The organism is Methylobacterium sp. FF17, assembly GCF_025813715.1.
Classification (GTDB): domain Bacteria; phylum Pseudomonadota; class Alphaproteobacteria; order Rhizobiales; family Beijerinckiaceae; genus Methylobacterium; species Methylobacterium flocculans.
The window spans coordinates 5,166,995-5,182,130 of sequence record NZ_CP107532.1 but is presented as its reverse complement, the minus strand read 5'-3'; the positions used below and the strand labels follow the sequence as shown (position 1 = coordinate 5,182,130).

The window sequence follows — 15,136 nt, the reverse complement described above, 5'->3', positions numbered from 1 at the left end:
CACTTTACCTCGGCGTGACGGCACCCTAGCGTCCGCCGCCATGGCCGTTCCTCCCCCACCCGCCAAAGCCGCGAACCCCGTCTCCAACGTGCCGGAATGGTCCGTCGGCGACCTCGCCTCCGCGTTGAAGCGCACCCTGGAGGACGCCTTCGGGCATGTCCGCCTGCGCGGGGAGATCTCGGGGTTCCGGGGCCAGCATGGCTCGGGCCACGCCTATTTCTCGCTGAAGGACGGCAACGCCCGCATCGACGCGGTGGTCTGGAAGGGCACCTTCAACCGCCTCCGGCAGCGGCCGCAGGAGGGGTTGGAGGTCGTCGCCACGGGGCGGATCACGACCTTTCCGGGCAAGTCCTCCTACCAGATCGTCATCGAGACCCTGGAGCCCGCCGGCATCGGCGCCTGGATGGCGCTCCTGGAGGAGCGCAAGCGCGTGCTCGCCGCCGAGGGCCTGTTCGCGGCCGAGCGCAAGCGGGCGATCCCCTATCTCCCGCGCGTGGTCGGGGTGGTGACCTCGCCCACCGGAGCCGTCATCCGCGACATCCTGCACCGGCTGGAGGATCGCTTTCCCCGCCCCGTCCTGGTCTGGCCCGTGCGGGTGCAGGGGGAGGGCGCGGCCGAGGAGATCGCCGCCGCGATCCGGGGCTTCAACGCGCTCGCGCCCGGCGGGCCGATCCCGCGTCCGGACGTCCTCATCGTGGCGCGCGGCGGCGGCTCGATCGAGGACCTCTGGGCCTTCAACGAGGAGTGCGTGGTGCGCGCCGCCTCGGACTCCGCGATTCCCCTGATCTCGGCAGTGGGCCACGAGACCGACACCACCCTGATCGACTTCGTCTCCGACCGCCGCGCCCCGACGCCGACCGGAGCCGCCGAGATGGCGGTGCCGGTCCGCGCCGACCTCGTCGCCGAGGTGGTGGACCTCGCGCGCCGCCAGCGCGAGGCGATCGGCCGGCGCCTCGACCGGGAGCGCAGCGACCTGCGTGCCCTGGTGCGGGCCATGCCCGACACCGACGCCTTCCTGGCGGCCAAGCGCCAGCGCCTGGACCTCGCCGAGGCCCGGCTCGGCCCGGCGCTCGCGGGCAATGCCCGGGTCCACCGCCTGCGGGTATCGCACCTCGTGGAGCGGTTCGCCCGGCACCCGCCGACCCTGGCGCTCGCCCAGGCGCGCGGCCGCCTCGCGCGCATCGGCGACCGGTCCGGCGCGGCCCTGCGACACGACACGGCCCGGAAGGGGGAGGGGCTGTCCTATCTCGGGCGCCGCCTCGTCATCGCCCGGGATGCCACCCTCGTCCGCGCCCGCACCGAGCAGGCCCGCAGATCCGACCGTCTCGGCGCCCTCCAGGCCCGCCTCGTCCAGGCCGGGGCGCGCCTCACCGAGCGCCGTGCCGACCGCCTCGCCGGCCTCGCCGGCCTGCTCGGTTCGCTGAGCTACCGGGCCGTGCTGGCGCGCGGCTACGCCCTGGTGCGCGACGGCGACGGGGCGCCGGTCCGCGCCGCCGCCCAGGCCCGCCCCGTCATGACCCTCGAATTCGCCGACGGCACCGTCGCGGTGCGGATGGGGGAGGGCGCGGCCCCGCCCGGTCCGGAGGCGGATCCTCCGGCCGCGAACCGCGACGCAGCGCCGCCCAGGCGGACGGGTGGTCGCAAGGATTCCGTGAGCAAAGGTTCTCCCGGTAAGGAAACCTCTGGCCAGGAATCCTCACGCAAGACTCCCGAACGGAAGGCTTCCACGCGCAAGCCCGCCGTCGCCCCCGCCGCGCCGGGGGAGGCCGCACTTCCGGGGCCTGCGGCCCGCCAGGGGACCCTGTTCGACCTGTGAGCGGTGGCGCCTGCGCCACGTCCGCGTCCGATGCATGGGTGAGGCTCTGCTCAGGTGTCTCCCGGCACGCCGGCCGGGTTGACGAATCCGGCTCCGTTTGCGACCGCACCGGGGAGACGGCCCACCCCTTGCGAGGCCAGGGCCGCGACGACGCGGAGAAGATGCGGCATGACCACGGCGATCGACAGCGGCCAGAAGCTCCACCTCGTCTTCGGCGGCGAATTGGAGAGCCTCGACGGCGTGAACTTTCGCGATGTGAAGGGTCTCGACATCGTCGGAATCTTCCCGGACTACGCCTCGGCGCAGACGGCGTGGAAGTCCAAGGCACAATCCACGGTCGACAGCGCGCAGACGCGCTACTTCATCGTGCATCTGCACCGCCTGCTCGAGCCCTGATCGGTGCAGGATAACTATAACTTAGGTGAAGGCATTGTGGGGACCGTCACGCGGCTGTAATGGACCCCCGCAGCGGGCAGGCCTGTTGACCGTTGACGGGACGGACCTCAAGGATCGCGAGATGAAAACCTCGGCATGAAGTCCTCGATCAAGATCATCGCCGGCAACGCCAGCCGCCCCCTGGCCGAAGCCATCGCGGCCTACCTCGAATTGCCGCTGGCCAAATGCATGGTCCGGCGCTTCGCCGACATGGAAATTTTCGTCGAGTTGCAGGAGAACGTGCGCGGCGAGGACGTCTTCATCGTCCAGTCGACCTCCTTCCCGGCCAACGATCACCTGATGGAACTGCTCATCATGATCGACGCGGCGCGGCGCTCCTCGGCGCGGCGCATCACCGCCGTGATCCCGTATTTCGGCTATGCTCGCCAGGACCGGCGCACTTCCGGCCGCACGCCGATCTCGGCCAAGCTGGTGGCCAACCTCATCACCGAGGCGGGCGCCGACCGCGTCATGACCCTCGACCTGCATGCCGGGCAGATCCAGGGCTTCTTCGACATCCCGACCGACAACCTCTTCGCCGCCCCCGTGATGGTGCGCGACATCAAGGAACGGCTCGACCCCAAGGACTGGATGGTGGTCTCCCCGGACGTCGGCGGCGTGGTGCGCGCCCGCGCCATCGCCAAGCGCATCGACGCCACGCTCGCCATCGTGGACAAGCGCCGCGAGCGCCCCGGCGAGTCGGAGGTGATGAACATCATCGGCGAAGTCGAGGGCCGCTCCTGCATCCTCGTCGACGACATCGTGGATTCCGGCGGCACCCTGGTGAACGCGGCCGAAGCCCTGCTCAACGCCGGCGCCAAGGACGTCTCGGCCTACATCACGCACGGGGTGCTCTCCGGCGGGGCGGTCTCGCGCATCGCCGCCTCCCGGATGAAGGAACTGGTCATCACCGATTCCATCCAGCCGACCCAGGCCGTCAAGCTCGCCCGCAACATCCGGGTCGCCACCATCGCGCCGCTGCTCGGCGAGGCGATTGGCCGGACCGCGACGGAATCGAGCGTCTCCAGCCTCTTCGCCTGAGGCGCGGCCCGGGGTCTCTCCCGGGCCGGCGACGCGATCCCGCGCCGACGCGGGCGGATCGCAATTGCGCAGACCCCATCGGAACCTGTATAGACGGCGCTTCCCTATTGCAGCGTTGAGACGGGATGCTGCCGGCCCCTCTTCAGGCCGGAGCGAGCGACGCCCTGTCGGCGGCGCCCCGGACCCGTCCCGCACGTACCTGTTGGAGTTACCCGATGTCGCAAGGCCCGCTGATGCCGAAAGCCACCGCCGTGTGGCTGGTGGAGAACACCTCGCTGGCCTTCGAGCAGATCGCCGATTTCTGCAAGCTGCACCCCCTCGAAGTGAAGGGCATCGCCGACGGCGAGGTCGCCGCCGGTATCAAGGGGCTCGACCCGATCACCACGGGCCAGCTCACCCGTGACGAGATCGAGAAGGCGCAGAAGAGCCCGGCCTACAAGCTCAAGGTCGCGGTTTCCAAGGTGAAGCTGCCCGAGGTCAAGCGCACCACCAAGGGTCCGCGCTACACCCCCCTCTCGCGCCGCCAGGACCGACCGAACGCCATTCTCTGGCTGCTGCGCAACCATCCCGAGCTGAAGGACGCGCAGATCATCCGGCTGGTCGGCACCACCAAGTCGACGATCCAGCAGATCCGCGAGCGCACCCACTGGAACTCGGGCTCGCTCCAGCCGATGGATCCGGTGACGCTCGGCCTGTGCACGCAGATCGACCTCGACTTCGAGGTCCAGCGCTCGGCCAAGGACCGCCCGGCCAACATGCCGGTGGATGGCGGCGCGACGCTCCTGCCCACCGAGGTCTCGACGGCCACGGACTACACGGAGGCCGACGAGCACCACCGCAGCGCCCGCGACGAGCGGCTCAACGCCGATTCGGTGTTCGCCAAGCTCAAGGGCATGCGCAGCACCAAGGACCACGACGAGGACTGACGGTCCTCGGCACGGACGACCTCGCCATCGAGCCCCGCGGCCCCGCAGGCAGCGGGGCTTTCGCGTTCAGGCCACCCGATCCCCGCCGGATCGCGGATCGGGGCCGTGCACACGAAACCGTGTTCGCTTCCCGCGTTCAAAATGTTTCTCTTTGTCTCCGCAGTCATCCGGCCGTCGCACGCTTGCGAATAACTCCACGGAACTCGGCATCCGGCGGCGAACCCGACCGGCATCCGCGCTGTGGGAGAGGGAAGCGTCGACATGGCCAATGCGGGCTCCGTCAAGAACGTCATCGTGATGATCGCCGATGGCGCGGGGTACAACACCCTGGAAGCCACCCGGCTCTACCTGAAGGGCCTCGCGGACGGCGATGCGCGCGCGGGCGCCGCCGGCAAGGTGCTGATCGCCGACGGGGCGAGCTTCACCGCCACGGCGCAGTCGGTCTATCCCCTCGACAACCGCACGACCCCCGTGCCCGGCGAAACCGGGCTCGCCCAGAACCCGGCCGTGGTCTACGACCCGGCCAAGAACTACGACTTCACCCCCGTCTCGGGCCTCGATCCGAACGGCCAGCCCCGCGCCTTCGCGGGCTACGAGTGGAACCGCAGCACCTATCCGGATTCGGGCAACACCGCCTCGTCCATCGCCACGGGCGACAAGACCTACAACAACGCCATCGACGTGGACGGCAACGGCGCGGAACTGTTCTCGATCGCCGAGCTCGCCAAGCAGCAGGGCAAGGCCACCGGCGTCGTCACCACGGTGCAGTTCAGCGACGCGACCCCCTCGGCGACGGGCGGCGCGCACAACATCGCGCGCTCCAACGCCAACCAGATCGCCCAGGAGATGTTCGGGGCCGGCACCCTCGACGTGATCGCCGGCACCGGCAATCCGGATTATGACGACAACGGCCGCCTCCGGACCACTGCCGACTACACCTGGATCGGCGCCGACCTCTGGAACGGCCTCAAGGCCGACAGCTACCAGTCGCAGGACGGCGCGACCTGGAACCTGCTTCAGGACCGCGCCGCGATCCAGGCGGCGGCCACCGGCGCCCCGACCTCCGAGCGCCTCGCGATGATCTCGAAGGCCTTCACCAGCAACAACTTCAACCGCTCGGGCGCGGCCGCCGCCAACACCACCGAGATCCCGTTCAGCGTGCCGCGGCTCGAATCCTCCGCGACGCTCTCCGAACTGTCGCTGGCCGCGCTCAACAAGCTCAACGCCGATCCTGACGGCCTCTACCTGATGATCGAGGGCGGCGCCGTCGACCGGGCGATGCACGCGAACAATCGCGGCCGGATGATCGAGGAATACATCGACTTCAACAACGCCGTGAAGTCGGTCGTCGACTACATCAACGCGCCCACCAGCAAGGCGACCTTCGAGGACACGCTGCTCATCGTCACGGCCGACCACGACCACCTGTTCTTCGGCCCCGAGGGCGCCACGATCCCCTACCAGGCGGTCCAGCCCGACCGGAACGGCGACGGTGTGCCGGAGGGCCTGTTCTTCTCGACCAATCACTCGAACCAGGTCATCCCGCTCTTCGCCGCCGGCGCGGGTTCGGCCCAGCTGACGCAGCTGGCCGACCAGACCGACGCCTTCACCGACGCCCGGGGCCAGGCCCTCGGCAGCGGCCGCGCCTTCACCGATGAGGCCGAACTCGGCGATTACCTGCTGGCCCAGGCCCGCCTCGGCGCGACGCCGGTGACCACCGGCAACGACAACCTGATCGGCTCGGAGGTGGGCGAGACCCTGGACGGGCTCGCCGGCAACGACGTCATCGACGGTCGCGGCGGCAACGACACCCTGGTCGGCGGCCTCGGCAACGACGTCATGCATGGCGGCCTCGGCGACGATGCCCTCTCGGGCGGCGCGGGCAACGACACCGCCCTGTTCAACGTCAGCACCGACGGTACCGACCGGATCGACCTCGGCGAGGGCAGCGACCGCGTCGAGGTCTCGGCGGCGGCGGCGGGCCAAGTGCGCCTCACCTTCACCTCGGCCGAGGTCGGCAACGGCACGGCCAATGACGGGCTGACCGGCGCGAACCAGGATGGCGGCCTCGCCGTGCGGCTTCAGGCCGAAGGCGCGGGGGACACGCTCACCGGCGCCGTCACCCGCATCGACGACGAGGGCCTCGCCTTCGTGGCGACGACCGATGGCCTCACCTTCGACGTGCGCGACCTCGTCGCGGGAACGCAGCGCGGAGACGGCTTCCGGGTCGTGGCGCTCGGCACCTCGGGCAACGACACCCTCGTACCGCTCAGCGGCCGTGTGGATCAGAGCCACTACGTCAATGCCGGCCAGGGCAACGACACCGTGACGGGCGGCAGCGCCGCGGACTTCCTCGTGGGAGGCGCCGGCAACGACACCCTCAACGGGGCGGGCGGCACGGACAGCTTCATCGGCGGTGCGGGCAACGACCGGATCGTCGGCGGAGACGGGGTGGACCGGGTGATCTTCACCGGGACCGTCGGCTCCGTCGCGCTCGGCCGGGATGCGAACGGATTCGTCACCATCTCCGGGGCCGACGGTACCGATACCCTGATCGGCATCGAGCAGTTCCAGTTCAGCGATCGCATGATCGACACGGCGGACGGCAACCCCCTGGTCGACGACCTGTACTACCTCCTGACCAACCGGGATGTGCTCGCCGCCGGCCAGGATGCGGATGCGCACTACGCCGCCTACGGTGCCGCCGAGGGCCGCGACCCCAACGCCTTCTTCTCCACCAAGGGCTATCTCGGCGTGAACGCCGACGTGGTGAAGTCCGGGGCCGAGGCGCTCACCCAGTACCAGCAGTCCGGCTTCAAGGAGGGCCGCGACCCGGGCGCGCGCTTCGACAACGAGTTCTATCTCGCCCGCCACACGGACGTGCGGGACGCCGGGCTGAACCCGCTGGAGCACTACCTCCAGTACGGCCAGGCCGAAGGCCGCGCCATCTTCGACGCGGTCGGCAAGGCCGCCGACATCAAGGCCGGGTTCGACGCCGAGTTCTACCTGCTCGCCAATGCCGACGTGCTGCAGGTCGCGCAGAGCACGGGCGCGAGCGACACCTTCGCCTTCGCCCGCCAGCACTTCGACACCGATGGCTGGAAGGAAGGCCGCGATCCGAACGCGGTGTTCGACACCAAGGGGTATCTGGCCGCCTACGGCGACGTCGCGGCGGCGGGCATCAACCCGCTCGGCCACTACGACACCTACGGCTGGAAGGAAGGCCGCGATCCCTCCGCCGACTTCGACAGCTCGGAATACCTTGCGGTCAACGGCGACGTGGCGCAGGCGGGGCTCAACCCGATGCAGCACTATCTGCAGTACGGTCTGGTCGAGAACCGCGCCGTCCTCAACGACGGCACCTTCGGCTACGGCACCATCGCCTGAACCCGAGCACCGGCGATGCAGGGGGGCCGCGCCGGCTGGCGCGGCCCCTTCGCGTTGCGGGCCTGCCGCGCCGATCGTTCCGGAGAGACCGGACGCGGCAGCGCGCGGACGGTTGCCCGACGCGCCGCGATCGGCTATGCCACGCCGGTTCTCCGTTCGGACTCGATACGGCTCGGGCACCTGCGCCGGGTCTCGCGCCCGTTGGAGGATCGCTCTCGACCATCGTTTGAGAACGCGTCGGCCCTCCTGTCCGGGAGGTTGAGCCCGTCGGGTCAGCGACCCCGGGCGGCGACGTCGAGGGCGCCCCGTCACACGAGCCGCCGATGCCGGCCTCCCGATGAGGCCTGTCAGGAGACAGAATGACCGCTGGTAACGCCCTGCAGCGTAGCCCGAGCCGCGACGATTTCGCGGCCCTGCTCGAGGAGTCCTTCCTCCAGCACGAGATCACCGAAGGGTCCGTCGTCAAGGGTCGCGTCGTTGCGATCGAGAAGGACGTGGCCGTCATCGACATCGGCGCCAAGACGGAAGGCCGTGTCGCTCTCAAGGAATTCAACGGCCCCGGCCGCGAAGGCGAACTCGCCGTCGGCGACGAGGTCGAGGTCTATGTCGACCGCATCGAGAATGCGCTCGGCGAAGCCGTGATCTCGCGCGACAAGGCGCGCCGCGAGGAGAGCTGGGTCAAGCTCGAGAAGGCCTTCGAGGCCAACGAGCGCGTCACCGGCGCGATCTTCAACCAGGTCAAGGGCGGCTACACCGTCGACCTCGACGGCGCCGTGGCGTTCCTGCCGCGCTCCCAGGTGGACATCCGCCCCGTGCGCGACGTCACGCCCCTGCTGGGCACCCCCCAGCCCTTCCAGATCCTCAAGATGGATCGCCGCCGCGGCAACATCGTCGTGTCGCGCCGCACCGTCCTCGAGGAGAGCCGCGCCGAGCAGCGCTCCGAGCTGGTGGCCAACCTTGAGGAAGGCCAGGTCATCGACGGCGTCGTCAAGAACATTACCGAGTACGGCGCCTTCGTCGATCTCGGCGGCATCGACGGCCTGCTCCACGTCACCGACATGGCGTGGCGCCGCGTGAACCACCCGTCCGAGGTCGTGACCATCGGCCAGACGGTCAAGGTCAAGATCATCAAGATCAATCACGAGACCCACCGCATCTCGCTCGGCATCAAGCAGCTGCTCGCCGATCCGTGGGAGGGCATCGCCCAGCGCTACCCCGTCGACGCCAAGCTCAAGGGCCGTGTCACCAACATCACCGATTACGGCGCCTTCGTGGAGCTGGAGCCGGGGATCGAGGGCCTGATCCACGTCTCCGAGATGTCCTGGACGAAGAAGAACGTCCATCCGGGCAAGATCGTCTCCACCTCGCAGGAAGTGGAAGTGCAGATCCTCGAGGTCGATCCGGTCAAGCGCCGCATCTCGCTCGGCCTCAAGCAGACCCTCCAGAACCCCTGGGAGGCCTTCGCCCAGCAGCATCCGGTGGGCTCCGAGGTCGAGGGCGAGGTCAAGAACAAGACCGAGTTCGGCCTGTTCATCGGCCTCGACGGCGATGTCGACGGCATGGTCCACCTGTCGGATCTCGACTGGAACCGTCCCGGCGAGCAGGTCATCGAGGAGTTCAAGAAGGGCGACATGCTGCGCGCCCAGGTTCTCGACGTCGATGTCGAGAAGGAGCGCATCTCGCTCGGCGTGAAGCAGCTCGGCGGCGACCCCTTCACGGAAGCGGGTGACCTCAAGAAGGGTCAGATCGTGACCTGTGAAGTGGTGGACGTGAAGGATTCCGGCGTCGACGTGAAGATCGTCGATACCGACCTCACCACCTTCATCCGTCGCGCCGAACTCGCCCGCGACCGTGGCGACCAGCGCCCCGAGCGCTTCGCCGCCGGCGAGAAGTTCGATGCCCGCGTGATCCAGTTCGACCGCAAGGCGCGCCGGGTCCAGCTCTCCATCAAGGCCCTCGAAATGGCCGAGGAGAAGGAGGCGATGGCCCAGTTCGGTTCGACCGATTCGGGCGCTTCGCTGGGCGAGATCCTGGGCGCGGCCTTCAAGAAGGCCCGCACCAGCGACGACAAGGACGAGCCGCAGGACTAAGCCCTTCGGCAAGCCCCCGGTCCTTCGGGACCGGGGGCCGGGATACGACCACGACGCCCGCGCGGGATCGCCTCCCGCGCGGGCGTTTTCGCATGCGCTCCCCCCGACGCGAGCCGCCATGGGAGACCCCTTGTCGGTCCGTGCCGGACGGCGCTAGAACACGCGCCCGTCATCGCGCCGACGACGGCGGATATGACGGCGTCCCGCCCCTGTCTCGCGCAAGGACGCGTGCCGCACCAAAGGCTTGGTGCAAATCGGCGGGGAGTGTGGGACAAGGACCGGAAGGCGCACGCATGTGGGCCGATGCCGGCCCTCGGGTCCGGACAGAATCAGCCGGCGCAGCCGGCGCGCGAGGGAGCGTAATCAGCGCATGGCTGCGGATGCCGAACTTCTGATCGATCGCCGGCGCCTGCGCCGCAAGCTCTCCCTGTGGCGCGTGGTCGGCATCGGCGGCCTCGTGGTCGCGGTCGGTGCGGTGGGCCTGCGGGTGCGCAGCGGCAGCGAGGGTCTCGGCCTCGGCAGCGTGCGGCCGCAGATCGCCCGTATCTCGCTCGGCGGCTTCATCGCCGGCAGCGAGGCCACCACCAAGCTCATCGAGCGGGTGCGGAACTCGAACGCCGTCCAGGGCGTCGTGGTCTCGATCTCCTCGCCGGGCGGCACCACCACCGGCTCCGAGGAACTCTACCGCAACCTGCGGGCGCTCTCGGAGAAGAAGCCGATGGTCGCCTTCGTGGACGGCACGGCCGCCTCGGGCGCCTACATCGCGGCGATCGCGGCCGACCACATCGTGGCCCGCGAGACGGCGCTGGTCGGCTCCATCGGCGTTCTGTTCCAGTATCCCGACGTCTCGGGCCTCCTCGACAAGGTCGGGGTCAAGGTCGAATCGGTGAAGTCCGCACCCCTGAAGGCCGAGCCCTCGGGCTTCTCGCCCACCTCGCCGGAGGCGCGCGCGGCGCTGGCCTCGGTGGTCGGCGACACCTACGCGTGGTTCAAGGGCCTGGTGGCCGACCGGCGCAAGCTCACCGACAAGGAGCTCGCCAGCGTCTCCGACGGCCGGGTCTTCAGCGGGCGCCAGAGCGTGCCCCTCAAGCTCGTGGACGGCGTCGGCGGCGAGCGCCAGGCCATCGCCTGGCTCGAGGCGGAGCGGGGCGTCGCCAAGGACCTGCCGGTGCTCGACTGGAAGCCCACGGCCAGGAGCGATTTCCGGCTCTGGTCGGCCCTCGGAATCGGCGCCGACCTCGCGGGCCTGGGCGGCCTCGCGGCTCGCCTGCGCCAGGTCGGCGACGAGACGGCCGGGCTCGCCGAGGGCGGTCTCCTGGTCCTGTGGCGCCCCGGGCCGGCGGAAGCCGCCCGCTGAAGCGCGGGCCCGTCCCCACCCCATTCGTGCATGACGTCGTGAAGGTTCCCGCATGATCAAGTCGGAGCTCGTGCTCAAGATCGCCGAGCAGAACCCGCACCTCTACCAGCGCGACGTCGAGACCCTCGTGAACGCGATCCTCGACACCATCGCGGATGCCCTGGCCCGGGGTGACCGGGTCGAGCTGCGCGGCTTCGGCGCCTTCTCGGTCAAGCGCCGCGATGCGCGGCGCGGGCGCAACCCGCGCACGGGTGCGGCCGTTGCCGTCTCCGAGAAGGCCATCCCCGTGTTCAAGACGGGCAAGGAGATGCGCCTTCGCCTCAACGAGGCCGGCATCGGTGAGGCGGACGCCGCCTCCGCCTCCTGACCGCCGCCCCGTTCCCCAACGCTTCGGAGTTTCCCGCGATGATCCGCTTCCTCAAGGGCCTGGTGCTGCTTCCCGTGGCGATCCTGGTGGTGGCCCTGGCGGTCGCCAACCGCGATCTGGTTCGGATCTCGTTCGATCCGTTCTCGCCCGACATGCCGGTCTTCAGCGCGACGCTGCCGCTCTACCTCCTGCTGTTCATCGCCGTGGCCTTGGGGGTGCTGCTGGGCGGCTGCGGCGCCTGGCTCGGGCAATCGGGCACCCGCCGCACCAGCGCCGAGCGCCGCCGCGAGATCCGCCGCCTGGAGAGCGAGACCGCCCGCCTGAAGACCTACGCGCCGCCGCCGGCCAACGAGGGTCCGAACGGCATCTACCGCAACGCCTCCGACCGCGTCGCCCTGCCGGCCCCGCGCTGAAGGCCACACGCGTTCCACCATGGCCGCCATCGCGATCAAGATCTGCGGGCTGAGCACGGCGCCGACCCTCGACGCCGCCCTAGAGGCGGGCGCCGACCTCGTGGGCTTCGTGCACTTCGCACGAAGCCCACGCCACGTGAGCCTGGAGACCGGCCGGGTCCTCTCCGCGCGCGCCAGGGGGCGGACCGAGCGGGTGGTGCTCCTCGTCGATCCCGACGACGCCCTGGTGGCGGCGTCGGTCGAAGCCCTGGACCCCGACTGGATCCAGCTCCACGGCCGCGAGACCCCGGAGCGCGTGGCCGCCATCCGCGCCGCGACGGGGCGCCGGGTGATGAAGGCGGTCGGAATCGCGACGCGCGCCGACCTCGACGCCGTGGCGGTTCATGCCGGCGCCGACCGGCTCCTCCTCGACGCCAAGGCGCCCCCCGGCGCGGCCCTGCCCGGCGGCAACGGCCATGCTTTCGACTGGGACATCCTCACCGGCGCGGAACTTCCGGTGGGCACCATGCTCTCGGGCGGCCTCACCCCAGAGACCGTGGCGGAGGCGCTCGCCCGCACCGGCGCGCGGGCGGTGGACGTCTCCTCGGGCGTCGAGACCCAGCCGGGCGAGAAGTCGCCGGAGCGGATCGCTGCCTTCATCGCGGCCGCCAGGCGCTGACGGGGCAGGGGGCTCCGCGCCCCGCGCCGCTTGCCCGAGAACTCCGGCTCAAGAACTCCGGCTCAAGAACTCCGGCTCAAGAACTCTCGCCCCAAGACCCTTGCATTCGCGTGCGAAAACCCCTGATCTCAAGGATCGGCGCGTTGGCCGCATTGTCGCCGGACCCCGTGCGGGTCTAGGCGTGTCGCCAAGCGCACCCCGTGATTTCAAGGACCAAGCCCGTGACCATCGCTCCCCCTCCGAACTCGTTCCGCAACGGCCCGGACGAGCGCGGCCGCTTCGGCATCTTCGGCGGACGCTTCGTGGCCGAGACCCTGATGCCGCTGATCCTCGACCTGGAGGCGGCCTACGAAACCGCCAAGGCCGATCCGGCCTTCCAGGCGGAGATGGACAGCCACCTCACCCACTATGTCGGGCGGCCGAGCCCGCTCTACTACGCCGAGCGCATGACGGAGCACCTGCGCGCGCAGGCGGCCCCTGGGCACGGCGCCAAGATCTTCTTTAAGCGGGAAGAGTTGAACCACACCGGCTCGCACAAGGTGAACAACGTGCTCGGCCAGATCATGCTGGCCCGCCGCATGGGCAAGCCGCGCATCATCGCCGAGACGGGCGCCGGACAGCACGGGGTCGCCACCGCCACCCTCTGCGCGCGCTTCGGCCTGAAATGCGTGGTCTACATGGGCGCCGTCGACGTGGCGCGCCAGGCACCGAACGTGTTCCGCATGAAGATGCTCGGCGCCGAGGTGGTGCCGGTCCAGTCGGGCACGAAGACCCTCAAGGACGCGATGAACGAGGCCCTGCGCGACTGGGTCACCAACGTCGCCGACACCTTCTACTGCATCGGCACGGTGGCGGGACCGCATCCCTACCCGGCCATGGTGCGCGACTTCCAGTCGATCATCGGGCGCGAGACGAAGCAGCAGATGCTCGAGATGGAGGGCCGGCTGCCGGATTCGCTGGTCGCCTGCATCGGCGGCGGCTCGAACGCCATGGGCCTGTTCCACCCCTTCCTCGACGACCCCGAGGTGCAGATCTACGGCGTCGAGGCGGCGGGCCACGGCATCGCCAGCGGCCTGCACGCGGCCTCGCTCTCGGGCGGCAAGCCCGGCGTGCTGCACGGCAACCGCACCTACCTGCTGCAGGATACCGACGGGCAGATCGCCGACGCGCACTCGATCTCGGCCGGCCTCGACTATCCGGGCATCGGCCCCGAGCACGCCTGGCTGCACGAGGCGGGCCGGGTGACCTACCTCTCCGCCACCGATTCCGAGACGCTGGAGGCCTTCAAGCTGTGCTCGATGCTGGAGGGCATCATCCCGGCCCTGGAGCCGGCCCACGCCCTCTCCAAGATCTTTGAACTGGCGCCGCAGAAGCCGGCCGACCACCTCATGGTGCTCAACCTCTCCGGCCGGGGCGACAAGGACATCCCGCAGGTCGCCGAGATCCTCGGCACACGCCTCTGAGGGACGGCCGAAGGGCTGCGTTTTCCACCTCCGGACCCCGTTGACACCCGAGGGCGGGTTTCCTTATACCGCCGATCTCAGCGCAGCCGCCGGGATCGGTGGCCGCGAGATGGCGGGGTAGCTCAGTTGGTTAGAGCAGAGGAATCATAATCCTTGTGTCGGGAGTTCAAATCTCTCCCTCGCTACCAAAGTTCTAGCCCGCTGAGTCAATGACTTAGCGGGCTTTTTCTTTGCTCTTCGAGACCCATAAGAACGGCTATACGCGCGCTCAATGCCAGCGCACCCCTTTGAAAATGCTGCTTTCGATGAAGGGCCTAGCCGCTGGTGATCGGCCCCCTTGGGAGTGGCCCGTCCTGAAGCCTGTCTTTTGAGCCGACAGAGGACGGAACCGATGGCCCAACGACCCCAAGCCCGAGGAGATCGTGAGCAAGCTGCGTCAGGTCGACGTGCGGGTCTCACAAGGACAGAGCGTCGCCGCGTCGAGCAGGGCGATCGGCGTGACCGAGGTGACGTACTCTCGCTGGCGCAAGGAGTACGGCAGCCGGAAATCGGGCCCAGTGAAGCGGATGAAGGGTCTTGAGACGGAGAACCAGCGTCTCAGGAAAGCCATTGTCGACCTAACGCTGGACAAGCTGATCTTGCCGGAGGCGTCCCGGGGAAACGTCTAAGCCCCGCGCGCCGACGCGCCCGTGTCGAGCACATCATGCTGAGGATGACCGTCTCCGGGCGTGGCGCCTGCCGGGCGCTCGGTCAGCATCGCTCGACACCGCGCAAGGTACCGCGGGGGCGCGACGACGAAGAAGCGTTGACGGCCGATCTCATCGCTCTGGCGGAGCGGTACGGTCGCTACGGCTGCCGGAAGATGAGCGCCTTGCTGAAGGCGGCTGGATGGTTCGTCAACGACAAGGGTGAGCTTCCACATCTGCACAGATGTGGTGTGGAATGGTGTGGAGGTGTGGGCCACCCGTAATCCACACCCACACCCCGATCATAAGGGGTGGGGGTGGCTCGCGGGCGCCCCTCTCTGGTGTAGATGTGAGAGCCCTCACGGTGATCCCGGCGGGCGACAAATGGGGGGCTTTCGCGGAAGAGATTGACTCCGCCGAGCAGCGCGCCCGGCTCCAAGCCCTCCGGGCTTTGGTGCGGGTCTAGGCCAGCCCCCGCGTGGCGGATGCCTGCCGGC

The 15,136-nt window shown here is 69.4% G+C and carries 11 protein-coding genes, 1 tRNA gene and 1 pseudogene; all 13 read left to right on the top strand.

What is annotated here, in order from left to right; genetic code table 11:
- The first annotated feature begins 40 nt into the window (after positions 1 to 40).
- On the top strand, positions 41 to 1,816 hold the full coding sequence (gene xseA, locus OF380_RS24820; RefSeq protein ID WP_264048304.1) for an exodeoxyribonuclease VII large subunit: 1,776 nt from the start codon (positions 41 to 43) through the stop codon (positions 1,814 to 1,816).
- Between the two features lie 168 nt (positions 1,817 to 1,984).
- Positions 1,985 to 2,212, top strand: coding sequence for a DUF4170 domain-containing protein (locus tag OF380_RS24815; RefSeq protein WP_264048303.1), 228 nt, complete (start codon positions 1,985 to 1,987; stop codon positions 2,210 to 2,212).
- Between the two features lie 135 nt (positions 2,213 to 2,347).
- Positions 2,348 to 3,292, top strand: a complete 945-nt coding sequence (locus OF380_RS24810; RefSeq protein WP_264048302.1) for a ribose-phosphate pyrophosphokinase — start codon at positions 2,348 to 2,350, stop codon at positions 3,290 to 3,292.
- 215 nt (positions 3,293 to 3,507) lie between these two features.
- Positions 3,508 to 4,218: a DUF1013 domain-containing protein gene (locus tag OF380_RS24805; protein WP_264048301.1), complete on the top strand. Its 711-nt coding sequence runs from the start codon at positions 3,508 to 3,510 to the stop codon at positions 4,216 to 4,218.
- 261 nt (positions 4,219 to 4,479) lie between these two features.
- Positions 4,480 to 7,605 (top strand): alkaline phosphatase, encoded by a 3,126-nt coding sequence (locus OF380_RS24800; RefSeq protein ID WP_264048300.1) that lies wholly within the window; start codon positions 4,480 to 4,482, stop codon positions 7,603 to 7,605.
- Positions 7,606 to 7,964: 359 nt separating this feature from the next.
- Positions 7,965 to 9,695, top strand: a complete 1,731-nt coding sequence (gene rpsA / locus OF380_RS24795) for a 30S ribosomal protein S1 (RefSeq protein WP_264048299.1) — start codon at positions 7,965 to 7,967, stop codon at positions 9,693 to 9,695.
- Between the two features lie 370 nt (positions 9,696 to 10,065).
- On the top strand, positions 10,066 to 11,052 hold the full coding sequence (gene sppA / locus OF380_RS24790) for a signal peptide peptidase SppA (RefSeq protein ID WP_264048298.1): 987 nt from the start codon (positions 10,066 to 10,068) through the stop codon (positions 11,050 to 11,052).
- A 52-nt stretch (positions 11,053 to 11,104) separates the two neighbouring features.
- A complete protein-coding gene (ihfB, locus tag OF380_RS24785) occupies positions 11,105 to 11,419 on the top strand; it encodes an integration host factor subunit beta (protein WP_264048297.1) in 315 nt (104 codons plus the stop codon).
- A 38-nt stretch (positions 11,420 to 11,457) separates the two neighbouring features.
- Positions 11,458 to 11,832: a LapA family protein gene (locus OF380_RS24780; RefSeq protein WP_264048296.1), complete on the top strand. Its 375-nt coding sequence runs from the start codon at positions 11,458 to 11,460 to the stop codon at positions 11,830 to 11,832.
- Between the two features lie 19 nt (positions 11,833 to 11,851).
- Positions 11,852 to 12,490: a phosphoribosylanthranilate isomerase gene (locus OF380_RS24775; protein ID WP_264048295.1), complete on the top strand. Its 639-nt coding sequence runs from the start codon at positions 11,852 to 11,854 to the stop codon at positions 12,488 to 12,490.
- A 221-nt stretch (positions 12,491 to 12,711) separates the two neighbouring features.
- Positions 12,712 to 13,953 (top strand): tryptophan synthase subunit beta, encoded by a 1,242-nt coding sequence (trpB, locus tag OF380_RS24770; RefSeq protein ID WP_264048294.1) that lies wholly within the window; start codon positions 12,712 to 12,714, stop codon positions 13,951 to 13,953.
- A gap of 111 nt (positions 13,954 to 14,064) precedes the next feature.
- Positions 14,065 to 14,141, top strand: a tRNA-Met gene (locus tag OF380_RS24765).
- Between the two features lie 231 nt (positions 14,142 to 14,372).
- A pseudogene (locus OF380_RS24760) lies at positions 14,373 to 14,860 on the top strand (transposase); the annotation flags it as partial.
- Positions 14,861 to 15,136: the final 276 nt, after the last annotated feature.

Excerpts from the sequence above, each read along its gene's own strand:
- ihfB (WP_264048297.1), top strand. The coding sequence starts at position 11,105 with ATGATCAAGTCGGAGCTCGTGCTCAAGATCGCCGAGCAGAACCCGCAC.
- OF380_RS24805 (WP_264048301.1), top strand. The coding sequence starts at position 3,508 with ATGTCGCAAGGCCCGCTGATGCCGAAAGCCACCGCCGTGTGGCTGGTG.
- OF380_RS24800 (WP_264048300.1), top strand. The coding sequence starts at position 4,480 with ATGGCCAATGCGGGCTCCGTCAAGAACGTCATCGTGATGATCGCCGAT.
- OF380_RS24815 (WP_264048303.1), top strand. The coding sequence starts at position 1,985 with ATGACCACGGCGATCGACAGCGGCCAGAAGCTCCACCTCGTCTTCGGC.
- xseA (WP_264048304.1), top strand. The coding sequence starts at position 41 with ATGGCCGTTCCTCCCCCACCCGCCAAAGCCGCGAACCCCGTCTCCAAC.
- OF380_RS24810 (WP_264048302.1), top strand. The coding sequence starts at position 2,348 with ATGAAGTCCTCGATCAAGATCATCGCCGGCAACGCCAGCCGCCCCCTG.
- rpsA (WP_264048299.1), top strand. The coding sequence starts at position 7,965 with ATGACCGCTGGTAACGCCCTGCAGCGTAGCCCGAGCCGCGACGATTTC.
- OF380_RS24780 (WP_264048296.1), top strand. The coding sequence starts at position 11,458 with ATGATCCGCTTCCTCAAGGGCCTGGTGCTGCTTCCCGTGGCGATCCTG.
- sppA (WP_264048298.1), top strand. The coding sequence starts at position 10,066 with ATGGCTGCGGATGCCGAACTTCTGATCGATCGCCGGCGCCTGCGCCGC.
- OF380_RS24775 (WP_264048295.1), top strand. The coding sequence starts at position 11,852 with ATGGCCGCCATCGCGATCAAGATCTGCGGGCTGAGCACGGCGCCGACC.